Source organism: Candidatus Vallotiella sp. (ex Adelges kitamiensis) (genome assembly GCF_020342435.1).
Lineage (GTDB): Bacteria > Pseudomonadota > Gammaproteobacteria > Burkholderiales > Burkholderiaceae > Mycetohabitans.
In genome coordinates this window covers 402532-419764 of the sequence record NZ_CP080504.1, presented here as the reverse complement: position 1 = coordinate 419764, position 17233 = coordinate 402532, and the positions used below count along the sequence as shown (strand labels likewise).

Sequence of the window (17233 nt, the reverse complement as noted above, 5' to 3'; positions counted from 1 at the left end):
CTACCTTACTATAAGTGTATAGTAGTAGTATCTCCAGTGGCAATATTAACTTGCCCTCCGCAACAATGCGGTTCTTATATAGCTTGACAGCGTTTTTTGTAAAATAATGTATCAGAACCTCCAATCCTTAAGCATATAAATTGGCGTATGAGCTCAAACCAACATGTGAACGTTACAGTGATGTGCTCACTAGATGGTGTATGATAGCCTCTAAATACCGATTTTTACACGCATAGCGCTATTTATTAAATGGTTTATCAACTATCAACCGCTTTTGCACAGCCGCTACTAGCTGCTGTGCAGCGATAGATGCATCAGGTTGACCATTCGAATCAATTACCGAAAGTTGAGTGATGTACTCCCGTTTCGGTCTTACATGGATTAGATACTCCTTGACGAGGATATTCGGCTTACTACGATAAAGAAATCTACTAAATAAACGCTCTTTCTTAATCTCTTGCAGAGGATCTGAATAATGGACGTAATATATGCCGCGCTCACGATCACGATCGTCAACAACAAATAGTGTGTGATCAAGAATAAAGCCGATGTGTAACCACGCCCGGTCAAAAGGCTCAGCTATGTGAAGGATAGGGGCACCTGTACTGTTAAGTACTAGCTCTGCTTTTGGAGCAGTATACCGTGCATTACTGATTAACTGTTTGACCTGTTTTTCCGTGAGCCATAAATGCTGTATCAGTTTCACATAAAGAGCCGCCTCTAGCTTCTGATCTCGCGGACGCTTGACCCAGCACAAGAATACCTTATCCCGTTCAACCTGTATTTTTTCGAATGCAGTGTGCGATATTGTGATTACGGTGTCATGACCGTTCGCACTGCCCTCGACCAGCATACAGAATCGATTTCGGGAGATTGGTGAGTATGTGAAATACAATACTTTGTATACAGCGTTGAGAAACCAGTTGCCCGTATAGTTTTCAGACCAGTTTGTCTCTATGATCCCTGTTATAGGAGAGTTTATTTCTAGTATAAAGCCGTTCTCCTCCCAAAATGACCTGAGCCTAGGCCATAGCTCGCCTGGCATGACCCCGTTTATAACTAGCCATCGACGCGACCTATCACGCTCTAGGTATACCCCATAGAAATTCTGAACAGAAGGCATACTTGCAATCATATTTCCAGCTGAAATTGTCTCCAAGCTTCGCTGATCATCTGAGTCTTCAGTCGGGGGCGACAAAACATTATACTGGTCTAGAGGCATAGTTTTCAGATCAGTTGGCACTTGGAGCTGAGGTGCAGAAATTACGTTTTGATAATATATGCAGTCCGAAGCGATAAAATCTTTGGTTGTGTTGCAACCTGCTAGTGATAACGTAGTAACTACATATACAGTTAGGCGTGATCTCCGAGCAGAAAGATAAAAATCTTCTAGGAAATTCTTTAGCATACAGATAATACTAACTAGTCTATTTATGTAACTTGTCTAGCGTATCTAATAAATAACCTGCTCTACGTCACGTAATGCAGCGCGCACGGTTTCATGGTGTTGATTTGCAAGCGGTGTCAGTGGTAAACGGATACCTCCCCGGATTTTCGCCATTTGCTGTAATGCCCACTTAACCGGGATCGGGTTTGACTCCACAAATAAGTGCTTATGCAACGACAATAACTTCAGATGAATAGCCCGCGCAGTCTTCGCATCCCCTACGATTGCAGCACGACACAGTTTGCTCATAGCGCGCGGCACTATATTAGCGGTAACCGAGATATTACCGTGCCCACCTAATAGCATTAATGCAATAGCAGTTGGATCATCGCCACTAAAAATTGAAAAATTGACAGGTGCTGCTTTGATCAAATTTACTCCACGGTCGATATTGCCAGTCGCATCTTTCACACCTGCAATACCTGGCACCTGAGCAAGCCGTAAAATCGTCTCATTGCTCATATCAGCAATAGTTCGACCTGGAACGTTATATAGAAACACAGGTAAGTCAACTGCCTCAGCGATTGATTTAAAATGTCGGTATATTCCTTCCTGCGTTGGCTTATTATAGTAAGGCACAACCTGTAGTGACGCATCAGCGCCTACCTCCTTAGCCGCTCGGGTTAACTCAATCGCCTCGCCAGTCGAGTTGCCGCCTGCTCCAGCAATGATCGGAATGCGATGCGCTGCATGGTCAACCGCTGTTTTAACTAACAACACATGTTCTTCGACAGATAGCGTCGCTGACTCGCCGCTTGTGCCAACTACGACCAGTGCATCACTGCCTTCTTCGACATGCCAGTCGATTAGCGCCCGAAACGCTGGAAGATCCAGCGCTCTATTCTCTAGCATCGGCGTGACAATTGCCGGAATGCTACCGCTAATTAGCGTAGCTTTCATTGCTTGGTTCATGAAACTATCTGAAAGATCAATCGTTAAACTGAGATTGTAGCGGATTGGCTAGAAAAATCGTATCTCGTTATCCTGTCATACGGCTTTTCTAGTCACGTAGGTCAACAGAGGCTTTCTAAATAGAACTAAGCCGCTTCAAGAGTGGGCTTTTCATTGAATAAATATCTCTTACAATGCGAACTATGAATCATTGCACTACCTCTAGAAACTTATCTATTCATAATGAAGAAGAAGCTAAGTTTGAAAGCCTCTATAGTGTTTTATAGCTGCACTAATATATTTATACACTAGCACGCTATATCAGTGCTAGATATCCCGGACGCAGGCTATGAATAAAGGTAAAATCGTTACTGTATAATAACAACAGCCGAAAGTGCTAGTTCGCCTTAAAAATCTTGGTCAACGCATAAGATGTGCAATCTCAAAATTTAATCTGCCCCCCCTTATTACGATTAGATACGATTACTGGACGTGATATCAGGAAACCATTGCATATATAGTTACTGATAGACCCCTGCGTTAAGCGCGGCTCCGGATTAAGTTTAAGTTTCTTAAATATTTATTAGGAAGCAGTGCAGTCTCTATTAACTGTACGATAGTCCCATTGCCTCCCGCACGTCGCGCATGGTTTCATGAGCCAATTTCCGTGCTTTATCACAGCCATCAGAAATAATCGAGCGTAGCAGTGATGGATCATCGATATACTTCTGCGCTCGCTCAAGCATCAGCTGCTGCTCAAGCAGGATTCCTTCGATTACTGGCTGCTTGCATTCTAAGCAGCCAGCTTCAGCATTCTGGCAAATTTTCCATACCCATTTGTGCGTCGCTAGATTGGTATAAGCTTGGTGCAATCGCCATACCGGACATTTATTCGGATCGCCAGGATCACCACGTCTCACGCGCGCTGGATCAGTCGGCATCTTGCGTATTTTTTTCTCTATCGATACCCTATTTTCTCGAAGCTCAATCATATTACTATACGATTTAGACATTTTCTGTCCATTGAGCCCTGGCATTCGTGATGTCTCAGTTAACATTACCTCCGGCTCAACTAAAATGATCTTGCGTGAGCCCTCAAGATAACCAAATAGACGCTCACGATCACTCATTAACAGACTTTGTGACTCCTGTAGTAGTGCACGAGCTTGCTCTAGTGCTTCTTCGTCTCCTTCCTGCTGATAAGCATTACGCAATTCGTAGTATAGCTTAGAACGTTTGCCACCGAGTTTTCTTGCAGCCTCATTGGCTTTATCTTCAAAACCCGGTTCACGTCCATATAAGTAGTTGAAGCGGCGCGCGATATCTCGCGTCATTTCTACATGTGGAACCTGGTCTTCGCCTACCGGTACTAGAGATGCACGGTATAATAGAATATCCGCTGCCATTAGTACCGGATAGCCGAAAAATCCATATGTACCCAGATCTTTGTCATGTAATTTCTCAATCTGCTCTTTGTAGGTAGGCACTCGCTCAAGCCAGCTAAGAGGCGTACTCATACCTAAAAGCAGTGATAACTCCGAGTGCTCTTGTACGCGACTCTGAATAAATAATGTAGCCTGCGCCGGGTCAATTCCGCATGCAAGCCAGTCAATTAAAACTTCCCATACATTTTTTTCTATTATATCTGGTGTTTCATAGTGTGTAGTCATCGCATGTAGGTCAACTATACAGAAGAAGCATGGATACTCGGATTGCAGTTTTATCCAGTTCTTCAATACACCATGGTAATGACCAAGATGTAGGGGGCCAGTCGGACGCATGCCGGAGAAGATACGGTCGGGAAACATAGATCGAGGGGTCGAATGTGAGAAAATCGTCAGAGGTTAACCAATACTCATTTAAGACGTAGTCTCATAAAAATGAGTGGACGTAAGATTCTAAATACAATATCGTAGCCTGCGTTTAAAAGCAGATATAGCTAAAATATATTGAGCACCTTCGTCATAACTAGCGCTGTAATGATAAAAATCTGTAAGGTGCGATCTTCGTGAAGTCATAAACGGCACACACGGACAACAGCGTAGCAATCATACGCCTCCCATCGGGGGAGGCATCAGAAATAGGTTCGGCGTACATAGTATGATGTTCGCGGTGACGCCGGCTAACGACATGCGCACAGAAAGTGATTCTTCGAGGAGGGGATCGCGCAATCCGATTGCAACACATGCCCAAATGATTGCTTGCAATAAGTTGCAAGCAGGACCTGCCAGCGCAAGCCAGAGGCTATCCAAACGAGGATTTCGCGATCGGCTAAAATTAGCTAGCACTGGGTTTCGCATAGTCGAAGATGTACGCACCACTGGCCGTAAATATAACATTATTAGTAGAATAACGATCGTACCACCTATCAGATCGATAAACGTATTGGATTAATTAATATACGCTTTGTTAGGTATGCAGTATTCTCTCTCAAACAATTCGCGATAATACCGTGTGCAATTTTATGTAACGTAATCGCGAAGAGTAGAAGTAACACGCTGACCAAGGTTATCAGTATGGAAGAATCATTATATTAATGTAACAAGGCATCTATAGTCAGCCTCACCTACGGGCACCATGTTTTATTACGGGGTTCAGATTAAGACTCGCAGATAAAATTTATAGGATTCCAATAGGCCCTAGCTAACTAGAACCAGCATTTGCCTCCTCTTGTTTAAGAGAATAACAGTAGCTATCTTAGCTGCACTAGTAACCTATTAGTCAGTATAAATCGAGTTTTTGTATAGATTACTTCCGGTATGCTTAGCATTCATCTTTTCTCAACAAGCTGAACCTTAACGCAATTACCGGTCATTTCAGCTCTGCGAGCCCCGCTGCTTACTTAACCAGCATATTTTCTCTATGCCTTAATACGACTTAAGCGTTTTGCACTTATGTACTCTCTGGTTAGATAAATGCGGGTTATTAGCATGGCAAACCTTATAAGTTAATACGCTATAGACGCATTTGAATGCTTGATAGAAACTTGCCAGGTGGATGCAATATGCAGAACGATTGCACACCGGTGATTGATGTCAAGGTAGCTACTTTTATTTTTCACTTAGAATAGCTGAAATGCGATATTACGATGTACTCTAAGCAAAGTTGCGAAATCTGTCCATTATTTTTGGAGACTAGGCTATCGATTATCGGCTCTGTCCGAGCGGGCACACTCAAGAGCATTCGGTGATACAAGCTGCACGAAGACCTCGCCATCTTTAATCATTCTCATTTCATAGCGTGCTCGCTCTTCTATCGAAGCGGTCCCACCTTCCAGGTCTTGAACCTCTCTAGTAATCTGCTCATTAATCATTTTTAAATTATTGTTTTTCTTCTGTTGTGCCGCGAGCTGCTCCTGTAGCTCGCGCACGCGCAACCAGCCACCGTGGCCCCACCACAATGGAAACTGGATAAGCAAGATTAATCCTATTAAGATAGCTGTTACTATCCGCACAATAATCTAGCACTGAGTAGACGCGGGTTATATATAAGGGCACTAATCCCCTCGACTTTAGGGGCAATAGTCGTATGTGTCACAATAATTTTATTAAATTATTGGCTATAACGCTACATAGTCTAAATGCTATATCAGCGTAAATTATAAAACGCAGAGCGCCCGGAGTAGCTTGCGATGCTACCTAAATCTTCTTCAATGCGAAGCAGCTGATTATACTTAGAAATTCGGTCGCTGCGCGATAGAGAGCCAGTTTTAATCTGACCCACATTTAAACCAACAGCAATGTCAGCTATCGTCGAATCTTCCGTTTCGCCAGAACGATGTGACACGACAGCAGTATAGCTAGCTCGCTTAGCCATTTCAATGGCTTCGAATGCCTCAGTTAGTGTTCCAATCTGGTTAATTTTTATTAAAATAGAATTCGCGACGTTATTCTTAATGCCCTCCTGTAAGATCCGCGTGTTGGTTACGAACAGGTCATCGCCGACTAGTTGCACTGTCTTACCAAGCCGGTTGGTTAGCATCTTCCAGCCGTCCCAGTCGTTCTCATGTAGACCATCTTCAATCGAAATAATCATAAACTTTTCAGCTAATTTCGCAAGATAGTCTGTAAACTCTGAAGATGATAACTGTAGGTTTTCGCTAATCAGCTGATACTTACCATTGTTATAAAACGTACTAGCGGCACAGTCTAATGCGAGCAGTACATCCTCACCAGGTCGATAACCGGCCTTCTCAATCGCCCAAAGAATAGTTGAAAGGCATTCATCGTTACTCCTGAAGTTTGGCGAAAAACCTCCTTCATCACCGACTGCAGTGCTCATACCGCGGTCTGATAGAATATTGTGCAACGTATGGAATACCTCAGCACCGCAGCGAAGCGCTTCTCGGAAGGTTGGCCGGCTCACAGGTATAATCATGAACTCCTGAATATCAAGACTATTATTCGCATGTGCGCCGCCATTTACAATATTCATCATAGGCACAGGTAATTGCATTGCACCGGAACCGCCAAAGTAGCGATATAGTGGCAAACCCGCCTCTTCAGCGGCAGCTTTTGCAACTGACATTGATACGGCGAGCATCGCATTCGCGCCGATCTGAGATTTATTATCAGTGCCATCTAGATCTAGAAGCATCTTATCTAAGAAGGTTTGCTTAGATGCTTCTAGCCCAATAACTGCCTGAGAGATCTTATTGTTAACGTGCCCGACTGCCTTAAGAACCCCTTTTCCACTATAGCGACTAAATTCATCATCTCGCAGTTCAATCGCCTCGCGCGACCCCTTCGATGCGCCAGATGGAACCGATGCGCGACCTATCGCGCCTGATTCAAGCAATACATCGCACTCGACAGTTGGATTGCCTCGCGAATCGAGAATCTCACGACCAATAATGCTTACGATAGCACTCATGCTGTTTTCATAAAAAGGATGAAACGGTTTCGAGTATTTCAAGCTAACGGTGGGTAATTAGATCACGCCACACTATAACAAGATTTATTGGCGATATTACTAAGTGATACGTCTATGTTCAGGAAAAATTTTTTTCCTGAAATGGTGTAGATTTCACTACACGATCGAGAGTCACTAGCGTTTCTAGCAATGCATGCATTCTCCGTAATGGTACTGCGTTTGGGCCGTCAGATTTTGCCTGCGTAGGATCTGGATGTGTTTCCATAAACAATCCGGCAACGCCAACCGCGACTGCAGCGCGTACTAGAACTGGCACAAACTCTCGTTGACCACCAGACTGGGTTCCTTGACCACCAGGCAGCTGCACCGAATGAGTTGCATCAAATACAACTGGAGCACCGCTTTCTCGCATGATCGCGAGAGAACGCATATCAGAGATTAAATTGTTATAGCCGAAGCAAGTTCCACGCTCACAAGCTAGAAAGCGGTCCGCTGATAACCCGGCTGCTTGAGCTGCTGAACGCGCTTTTTCAATTATATTTTTCATATCATGCGGCGCTAGAAACTGTCCTTTCTTAATATTAACGGGCTTACCTGAACGAGCGCACGCACGGATAAAATCCGTCTGCCGACATAAGAATGCTGGCGTCTGTAGCACGTCGACGACTGATGCAACTGCATCGATCTCATACTCTGAATGAACATCAGTTAATACTGGCACGTTAATCTGGCGGCGCACCTCACTAAGAATACGCAAGCCTCTATCTATGCCGACTCCACGAAATGCCTTATCTGAACTACGATTAGCTTTATCGTATGACGATTTATAAATAAACGGAATGCGCATCGTATTACAAATCTCGCTAAGCTGGCCGGCAGTATCAAGTGCCATCTGCTCAGACTCAATTACACAGGTTCCAGCAATCAAGAAGATTGGCTTATCTAGCCCGACCGAGAAATCGCATAGTTTCATATTAATTTAATCCTACGTTAATAGGGTGTGCTTAACCACTACTTTCTCCTAGTGAGGATTTATTGTTGGTGATAGATAAGCGCTGCTTCCACGTAGGCGTTAAACAACGGATGGCCTTTACGCGGGGTTGAAGTAAACTCAGGATGGAACTGACAGCCGACGAACCATGGGTGCAGATCTGCTCGTAATTCCATCATTTCAGGCAGGTTTTCGATCGGGGTGCGCGCACTAATGATCATCCCACTGGCTTCAAGCACTGGAACAAAATTATTATTGACCTCATAACGATGCCGATGCCGCTCATTGACATCATTTCCGTAAATCTGCTCGGCGCGCGTACCCGGCTTAACCGGGCAGCGCTGCGCGCCCAGCCGCATCGTACCACCCAGATCCGAAGATTCACCTCGTTTTTCTATAGTTCCATCACGATCATACCATTCAGTAATTAGAGCAACGATCGGATTCGGCGTCGACGGCTCAAATTCGGTACTATTAGCCTGGTGTAGGTTTGCAACATGTCGGGCAAATTCAATGACTGCCAGTTGCATGCCTAGACAAATACCAAGATATGGTACTTTTGCCTCACGCGCGTAGTGGATCGCCCTAATTTTGCCTTCTGTTCCACGCTGCCCAAACCCGCCTGGCACTAAGATCGCATCTAAGTGGATAAGGTTTTGCACGCCATCTGCCTCAATTTGTTCTGAGTCAATGTACTCGATATTTACGCGCGTTAGAGTATGTAAAGACGCATGACGCAATGCCTCGATTAAGGATTGATATGATTCAACAAGTTCGACATACTTGCCAATTATACCAATCGAGACTTCGTGCTCTGGATGCTCAAGTCGGTATACAAGGTCTGACCATGACGTCAGATCTGCAGGATGCGGTGCAATCTGCAGCTCATCACAAATGATGTCGTCCAGACTCTGGTTATGCAACATCTGCGGGATCTTGTAGATGCTATCCACATCCCATACGGAGATAACCGCATCCCGCGGTACATTCGAGAATAGCGAGATCTTGGCTCGATCACTATCTTGAATCTGACGATCGGCACGACATAATAAAACATGTGGGGAGATACCGATTTCCCGCAATTTCTGCACGCTATGTTGCGTTGGTTTTGTTTTTAATTCACCGGCCGTAGCAATAAATGGGACTAATGTTAAATGTATAAAACAGGAACTGTGGCGGTCCAGCCTTAAACTCATCTGTCGGGCTGCTTCTAGAAAAGGAAGTGATTCGATATCACCAACCGTACCACCGATTTCAACGATCGCAGCATCAGGCTCACTACCCGTCGTCGACGCGGCACCACGCTCTATGAACGCCTGAATTTCGTTCGTGATATGAGGAATCACCTGGACTGTCTTGCCGAGGTACTCACCACGGCGTTCTTTACGAATTACCGATTCGTAGATCTGACCAGTCGTAAAGTTATTAGCACGCCGAGTTTTCGTGCTAATAAAACGCTCGTAGTGACCCAAGTCCAGATCTGTCTCGGCGCCATCCTCAGTTACAAATACCTCACCATGCTGAAATGGGCTCATAGTTCCAGAATCAACGTTAATATAGGGATCGAGCTTTAGCAGGGTGACTTTGAGACCTCGCGATTCGAGGATTGCGCCGAGGGATGCAGCAGCAATGCCTTTACCTAAAGAAGACACTACGCCGCCGGTGACAAATATATATTTGGTCATCGCTAGATGCTCGCTGAAAAGCCAGATTATATGAAAAAATTTATTCTTCTCTAAAAAAGCCTAGCTCTAGGTACCTCAGCAGTTTCCTGCTCGTGTGAGTGATGTTGAGAAGGCGCTTTATTGGGAATAACTTAAGCACTCATTCCAGAATAGAAGTAACCACCACGCATTGCGTTACATTACATTTAGTAGGCCTATAGTCTTCTACATCTCTCAAGATATAAAGTAGTCAATCTAATATTCTTTAAGTAATTCTGTCGGCACTAACATAGACATAGATCTTCATATACGTTGTTCTGTTACGGAAAAGCCGGCTGCGCTTTAGATGCTATCTACCCTTATAAGAACTCAATCAATATAGATATCCCGCTCATCTAGCCAGCCTGTAACTTTCAATATAAAATCAAGTATTATCACGCTTTTAATATAAAAAGCTTTCTTCGAGGTAGCCTTCACTGAAGATTTATATTTTTCATATTGAGGCTTTTGACGCTGATGCTAGTGCAAATCTATATAAACTGGTTTGTCGAATATGTGAACGTAGCGTATTCTACCTTTTCATCCTGCAGTATCCCATCTCGCAAACGCAGTACCCGGTCGCAGCGTGCAGCTAATTCTATATCATGTGTAACAATCACGAAGCTCGTTTCAAACGTCTTTGACAATTCCAAGATTAGCTGGAAGACTGCTTCCGCAGTATAGCTATCGAGGTTTCCAGTTAGCTCATCTGCCAGTACACATGCAGGTCGCGTCACTAGCGCTCGAGCAATGGCCACGCGCTGTCGCTGACCTCCGGAGAGCCTCCTGGGTCGGCATTGCGCAAGATGCGCAATGCCGACTCGCTCCAACATAGCCAATGCCTCGCGCTGCGCACTTTCGAGAGGCATTCGGCGAATTCTAAGTGGCATTGCGACGTTGTCCAGCGCAGTAAATTCCGGTAAAAGATGATGAAACTGATAGATAAAACCTAGAGCACTATTCCGTAAATTATTGCGTTCATGCTCTGTCAAGTTCGAGAACGGTTGATCTAATAGCACTACACTTCCTGCGCTGGGCTCATCGAGTCCACCCAGCAGATGGAGAAGAGTACTCTTACCGGAGCCAGACGACCCTACAATAGCTAGCTTTTCACCGCGATATACTCGTAATTGCGCGTTAGTTAACACTGGCACCGGCTGACCGTTCTGCATAAAGGTCTTCGATATACCGGTTGAAAATAGAACGATTTGCTGTTCCCTAATTATTTTACTCACAACGTAATGCTTTAGCTGGATGTACCCGACCTGCTCGCCAGCTTGGGTATACTGTTGCGAGCGCAGATAGCGTAAAAGCAATTGTGCTGATTTTCAACACGTCAACTATAACCAAGTCGCTTGGCAGCTCGCTAATAAAGTAGATCGATGGTGGTAGGAATTGAAATTTGAATGCATGCTCGATTAACGGTACCAGCCATGGAATACTAACGGCAAGGATACACCCGAGTGCAGTGCCGATGCTAGTGCCTACTAAGCCGATAGTGACTCCCTGAACTATGAAAATTTTCATAATAGATCTAGGCTGAGCGCCAAGTGTGCGTAAAATTGCAATGTCGGCCTGTTTGTCAATAACCGTCATCACTAAAGATGAGACAAGGTTAAATGTAGCAACAGCAATGATTAACATCAGAATGATAAACATCATCCTTTTTTCGATTTTCACCGCTGAGAACCAAGCTCTATTTTGTTGTGTCCAATCTCGAATATATAGATGACTGGATAGTGTCTGAGTAAGTTGTTGCGCAACTTCTGGAGCGCGTTGCATGTCCTTGATCCGTAGGCGTAGACCAGTAGGTGCGCTCGATCGTAACAATGCCTGCGCATCGACAATCGACACTAAAGCTAGAGTTCTGTCGAACTCGTAGTGACCTGACTCAAATATGCCAACTACAGTGAATCGCTTAAACCAGGACAGCATACTAGTCGGTGTGAATGGACTATTTGGTGCCACTAGTGTGACCTCACTGCCAACACTCACGCCTAGTATACTCGCCAAATCAACGCCGAGTATAATACCGAACGATGCTGGCCGAAGATCGACCAGCTTTCCTATCTTCATTTTAGTACTGATGTCAGATACCTGCGACTCTAGTACAGGATTAATGCCGCGCAAAATAATGCCATTAACTATATTTTTCCGAACTATCAGTGCTTGCGCGTCGACATACGGAGCTGAGCCGATCACCGATGAATTTTGGCGCGCTTCGTTACAGGTTAATTGCCAGTTTGGCATTGAGCCAACCGGCGATATAATTTCGATATGTGCTAGTACTGATAGCATTCGATCGCGCACTTCTTTCTGAAAGCCGTTCATTACAGATAGAACAACAATCAATGCCGCGACGCCGAGTGCAATCCCTAACATCGAAATCAAAGAAATGAATGAAATGAATCCATTGTCAGAAGAACGTTTACCAGTACGCGTATAGCGCAAGCCAATTTGCCATTCGTAAGGAAGTTTCAAATCAATCCTTTGATCTATACCAACCCTCACAGCTGCCGTACAGAGCCGCTAGTAATAGTGCAGTTTGCCATATATTTCCGCTTTTCTGCTATGTTTTATTTCTTAGAAATGATTTGACCTTAAACTCCTAAACTGCTATGCCCAGAAAATACGTATAATTCATTCTATTTTTCTGGCGTCCACTGTTTTAAATGAATAAAAAAGATAAACTAAGATTAGTATAGAATAGTTATCTATTGCAATCAGTTACGCCCGAAATATGTGAAATTATAGATAATTTAATCTCTTTAAAATAGATTAAATAAATTTTTCCTCTTTTAAGGGAATTAAAAGTTTTATAATTTTTTAATTACTTAAATATATTACCAATAAATATAGATTTATATACTTATAAATTTTATTGCCCCTCTTTTTTAGAAAAAAATTTCTTTTAAAAAGGAAAATACTTACAAAGTTAATATTTTTCTATATAAAATTTAATTAAGATGTAGATAAGTCTATAAAAATATTTTATATGCTTGTAATTAAATTTGAAAAATTATGCACGTAATTTCTATTGCGAATTTTTGTCTTTTCAATAAAGATTGAAAGAGATTCTTTAGTATGACTGACCGCATCGTGCATCATACGGAATTATGGTTAGCCGTTTAAATTTTAAATACACCAAATTGTCCTGACTATATTACGCTAAACGTAGTGAATAGATTTTTCAATAAGCGTAAGTTAGTATCTCTATCACAAGATAGAGAATACGAAATTAGATGGAGAGTCGATATGATTCGTACATTGTCCTACAATGTACGAATCATGCATGCTATATACCCTCTTTCTCGTCTTCACTTATTAATACCTTTTTCGCTACCGACATTAGCTAATGAACACCACGTTTTCCAAAATCTAAATAAGCCAGCGCTTAATAGTTTAATCGAACGCGCAACCCTCGTCGAACGCGTAGTCGGGAACGATATTCAGCGCTCTTTACCCCATGAAAAATGGGTCGCCAGTTGTTTTGATATCAGCCATGCTCCTACGACTTCTAAGTTAGTCCAGATATTAGGAAATGCAGTATCAAATAGGTTAGAAGATCCAACTGCAGCTGACATCGATGTGCCGATCGCTCCGTATATGCTTCTTGCAGACGGCGGTGAACCGAGGGATGCCGTCTGGATGTGCGTCGAACCTATTCATCTTCAGGTCACACAGACTCATCTACTTCTGAGTGATCCTAATATACTTCAGCTTTCAACGGATAATGCAATCGAGCTACTTTCCGTTGCGAGACCCTTGATTGAAGAACTTGGTATAGAATTAGAAGCTCCAACTCCTCTTCGTTGGTACTTATCAGGTGAGCAACTTGGCTTGTTAGCGAGCGCGACACCACTGCAGGCCGCTAGACATAATATAGAGAACTGGCTATCGAACGAGACCTATACCAGCCACTGGCCCCGCACGTGGATTAAACTGCAAAACGAAGTTCAGATGGCCTGGTTTAACCATCCGGTTAATCAAGCTCGAGAAGAATGCGGATTACTTTCCGTTAATTCAATCTGGCCTTACGCGCAAGGACGTATAATGCCAGTAACTCGACCCTTTGAATATGTGCTATCACGGTCAGCAGCTATACGTGGTCTAGCACTTGCATCCGCTGCCGCATTAGGAGTGCCACCCGTCTCCTTCGATATGCTGCCGCAACAAAGTAGTTTGGCCCCGACTTGTGATCCAAGCGGTGTGGTGCTAGTTGAACTGGATCAACTGAGTGCGCCATTCTTGCAGCAAGACTGGTTACGTTTTCGCACGGTGTTCGCGGTAATGGAGCACGATTGGTTTGCGCCGGCACTCGCAGCATTAAAACGCTATGAACTCTCAGAACTCACGTTGACGCTGTGCGGTGACACTATTGCAACCACACTCGCTATACGCCCTATTGAGATGAAAAAATTCTGGCGCCGCCGAGCGTTTACATCGCTTTTACTGTGATCCTGCGTCTATGACCCGAATCGTCACTCGAGCCTGCCCATTTTCTTGCGTGAATTTCCTTGTAGGAAAAGGAATCCATCCGGTGCTTGCGCGGCTATATGCATCCCGCGGAATTAGTACGCCTGCCGATATAGAAATTCGGCTGTCAAGACTCCTGCCGCCATCGCAGCTCTTAAGCGCCAGTAGCGCAGCAGCGCTGCTGGCCGATACAATTAGTATGCGACAGCGGATTCTAGTGATCGCTGATTATGATTGTGATGGTGCAACTGCATGTGCTGTAGCTGTGCGTGGTCTTCGTCTATTCGGCGCACATATTAACTACCTAGTACCAAACCGTTTTAAATATGGATATGGATTAACGCCGGATATTGTTAAGCTAGTTGCCCGACGCTCTGATGTAAGCCCTAATTTATTGATTACTGTCGATAATGGAATCGCTAGCATAGAAGGTGTAGCAGCTGCTAACAGGCTCGGTATCAATGTACTAATAACTGATCACCATCTGCCTGGCGATACGCAGCCTGCTGCGCATGTAATCGTCAACCCGAACCAGCCAGGCTGTACATTCCCCAGTAAAAACCTAGCTGGTGTCGGTGTGATGTTCTACGTATTACTAGCGCTACGCGCTCTATTTCGACAGCGAGGCGCTTTTAATGGTTATGTCGAACCTAGGCTAGATAGTCTTCTCGACTTAGTTGCATTGGGTACGGTGGCCGATATGGTACAGTTGGATGCAAATAATCGTGTTCTAGTTGCACAGGGCCTTCAGCGTATCCGTAACGGTAAGATGCAGCCGGGTATAGCTTCGCTTTTCCGGGCAGCTGCGCGCGATACACGCAATGCATCCACACTTGATTTAGGATTTGTGTTAGGGCCGCGCCTAAATGCAGCAGGGCGGCTTTCCGATATGTCTCTTGGCATCGAATGCCTAGTTACCGACGATATGCAACGCGCTGATATTCTGGCACGGCAGCTAGATATAATGAACCTTCAACGTCGAGAAATTGAGGCGAAGATGCAAGAGGAGGCTTTAGCTGAGCTTGTAAACTTCAACCCGAGTAATGAATCTACAATCACGCTATTTAACCCGATGTGGCACCAAGGCGTAATCGGTATCATCGCTAGCCGTCTTAAAGAGCGCTTTCATAGACCAGTAATTACGTTCACGTTAACTGACGAATCAGGCAAGTTTGTAAAAGGTTCTGGACGCTCTATTCCAGGGTTTCATTTACGTGATGCACTTGACATAATCTCCAAGCGAGAGCCCGGACTCATTGAGCGTTTTGGAGGACACGCGATGGCTGCTGGGCTTACGCTGCGCACTAGTGATTTGCCACGCTTCTTAGCTGTGTTTGAGGCTCTGGCGCGTGAATGGTTGCATAAAAATAAGCATACTCAACAAATTGAGACCGATGGTGCGCTGGAGGATGCATATCATGCGCTATCATTTATTGAGCTCATAGATAAAGAGGTATGGGGACAAGGTTTCCCAGTACCTGTTTTTTTATCGGAATTTGAGATTCTATCTCAATCACTTCTTAAAAAAAAGCACCTAAAATTGCAGCTTGCGCGAGGGCACTTACGTTTTTCAGCAATCTGGTTCAACCATATCGACGTGCTTCCAGCGCGGGCGTTGTTTGCTTATCGGCTCACGATCAACACCTGGAGTGGCGTGTCGCGTGTTCAGTTGGTAGTTGAGCATGTAGCGATCTAACCCTATCCGGTATAATTTAATCTTTTTTCAAATCCTAATTAATATGGAAGCAGAACGTTTGAACGCGATCGAGGCAACCCTTTCCGACCTGAAAAAACGAGCAGAAGAACTACGGAGGTATCTTTGACTTCAACGTGAAACAAGATCGACTAGCAGTAGTTAATCTAGCCCTAGAAAATCCGAACGTCTGGAACAATATGAAGCAAGCGCAGGCTCTCGGACGAGAAAAGAAGATGCTCGAGACAGTTGTTCACATGCTTTCGACGCTAGAGCGTGACCTAACAAACACGCGGGAATTATTTGATCTAGCCAATAGCGAACAAGAGAATAGTACATTACTTGCCTGTGAAGCAGATGCCTGCGCTCAAGCTCGTCAAGTAGCGAACATCGAGTTTCGTCGGATGTTTAATAATCCGGCTGATCCAAACAACTGCTTCGTCGATATTCAAGCAGGCGCTGGCGGCACAGAAGCACAAGACTGGGCATCAATGCTATTACGCCAGTATTTACGTTACTGCGAGCGTAAAGGCTTTAAGGTCGGACTGCTTGAGCAGTCCGATGGTGAGGTAGCAGGAATCAAAAATGCAACAATTAAGGTTGAGGGTGAGTACGCTTATGGCTACTTACGCACAGAAACTGGTATTCATCGCCTAGTTCGTAAGTCTCCCTTCGATTCGGCTGGCGGCCGCCACACGTCATTCTCGTCGGTTTTCGTATATCCGGAGGTAGATGAGTTGCTTGACATCGAAGTCAATCCGGCTGACCTACGAATTGACACATTTCGAGCATCTGGAGCTGGCGGGCAGCATATTAATAAAACTGATTCAGCGGTTCGTATTACGCATTTGCCATCAGGAACTGTCGTACAGTGTCAGAGCGATCGTTCACAGCATCGCAACCGTTCTGAAGCAATGGCGATGCTTAAGTCACGACTATATGAGGCAGAGATGCGAAAACGGCGGGCTGAGCAGGATAAATTAGAATCAAGTAAAAATGACGTAGGATGGGGGCAACAGATTCGCTCTTACGTACTTGACCAAAGCCGTGTAAAGGACTTGCGCACAAAAGTCGAAATAAGCAATACACGTGCGGTGCTTGACGGGGATCTTGACGATTTCATGATCGCAAGCCTGAGGCAAGGCGTATAACTATGGCGT

General features: G+C 44.5%; 12 protein-coding genes and 1 pseudogene. 3 read left to right on the top strand and 10 right to left on the bottom strand.

The features are described 5' to 3' along the window. Positions 1 to 238: 238 nt before the first annotated feature. The 10 genes and pseudogenes from bamC to K0T93_RS01620 all read right to left on the bottom strand — a co-directional run bounded on the left by bamC (position 239) and on the right by K0T93_RS01620 (position 12385). On the bottom strand, positions 239 to 1408 hold the full coding sequence (gene bamC / locus K0T93_RS01665) for an outer membrane protein assembly factor BamC (RefSeq protein WP_225721667.1): 1170 nt from the start codon (positions 1406 to 1408) through the stop codon (positions 239 to 241). A gap of 45 nt (positions 1409 to 1453) precedes the next feature. Continuing rightward, positions 1454 to 2359 carry a 4-hydroxy-tetrahydrodipicolinate synthase gene (gene dapA, locus K0T93_RS01660; RefSeq protein WP_225721666.1) on the bottom strand — a complete coding sequence of 302 codons (906 nt, stop codon included), beginning with the start codon at positions 2357 to 2359 and terminating at the stop codon, positions 1454 to 1456. 584 nt (positions 2360 to 2943) lie between these two features. Next, entirely contained in the window at positions 2944 to 4146 is a 1203-nt protein-coding gene (locus K0T93_RS01655; RefSeq protein ID WP_225721665.1) for a tryptophan--tRNA ligase, read from the bottom strand. 240 nt (positions 4147 to 4386) lie between these two features. Beyond that, positions 4387 to 4677 carry a hypothetical protein gene (locus tag K0T93_RS01650; RefSeq protein ID WP_225721664.1) on the bottom strand — a complete coding sequence of 97 codons (291 nt, stop codon included), beginning with the start codon at positions 4675 to 4677 and terminating at the stop codon, positions 4387 to 4389. Positions 4678 to 5483: 806 nt separating this feature from the next. Further along, positions 5484 to 5792: pseudogene (ftsB, locus tag K0T93_RS01645) on the bottom strand (cell division protein FtsB); the annotation flags it as partial. A 134-nt stretch (positions 5793 to 5926) separates the two neighbouring features. Beyond that, positions 5927 to 7210, bottom strand: a complete 1284-nt coding sequence (eno, locus tag K0T93_RS01640; protein WP_225721663.1) for a phosphopyruvate hydratase — start codon at positions 7208 to 7210, stop codon at positions 5927 to 5929. Positions 7211 to 7328: 118 nt separating this feature from the next. Then, positions 7329 to 8183 carry a 3-deoxy-8-phosphooctulonate synthase gene (gene kdsA / locus K0T93_RS01635; protein WP_225721662.1) on the bottom strand — a complete coding sequence of 285 codons (855 nt, stop codon included), beginning with the start codon at positions 8181 to 8183 and terminating at the stop codon, positions 7329 to 7331. 59 nt (positions 8184 to 8242) lie between these two features. After that, positions 8243 to 9886 carry a CTP synthase gene (locus tag K0T93_RS01630; protein WP_225721661.1) on the bottom strand — a complete coding sequence of 548 codons (1644 nt, stop codon included), beginning with the start codon at positions 9884 to 9886 and terminating at the stop codon, positions 8243 to 8245. Positions 9887 to 10395: 509 nt separating this feature from the next. Further along, complete coding sequence (locus K0T93_RS01625) at positions 10396 to 11139, bottom strand: ABC transporter ATP-binding protein (protein ID WP_225721660.1); 744 nt, start codon at positions 11137 to 11139, stop codon at positions 10396 to 10398. Further along, positions 11132 to 12385, bottom strand: coding sequence for a lipoprotein-releasing ABC transporter permease subunit (locus K0T93_RS01620; RefSeq protein ID WP_225721659.1), 1254 nt, complete (start codon positions 12383 to 12385; stop codon positions 11132 to 11134). Before K0T93_RS01620 ends, K0T93_RS01625 begins: the two co-directional genes overlap by 8 nt. A 774-nt stretch (positions 12386 to 13159) precedes the next feature. Between K0T93_RS01620 and K0T93_RS01615 the strand changes: the two genes are divergently transcribed. The 3 genes from K0T93_RS01615 (at position 13160) to prfB (ending at position 17224) form a co-directional block, all read left to right on the top strand. Next, positions 13160 to 14362 carry a regulator gene (locus K0T93_RS01615; RefSeq protein WP_225721658.1) on the top strand — a complete coding sequence of 401 codons (1203 nt, stop codon included), beginning with the start codon at positions 13160 to 13162 and terminating at the stop codon, positions 14360 to 14362. 10 nt (positions 14363 to 14372) lie between these two features. After that, a complete protein-coding gene (gene recJ, locus K0T93_RS01610) occupies positions 14373 to 16076 on the top strand; it encodes a single-stranded-DNA-specific exonuclease RecJ (protein ID WP_225721657.1) in 1704 nt (567 codons plus the stop codon). 43 nt (positions 16077 to 16119) lie between these two features. Beyond that, a protein-coding gene (gene prfB, locus K0T93_RS01605; protein WP_225721656.1) for a peptide chain release factor 2 occupies positions 16120 to 17224 on the top strand; the annotation gives its coding sequence in 2 pieces (ribosomal slippage) (positions 16120 to 16191 and positions 16193 to 17224; 1104 coding nt in all). Positions 17225 to 17233 lie beyond the last annotated feature (9 nt).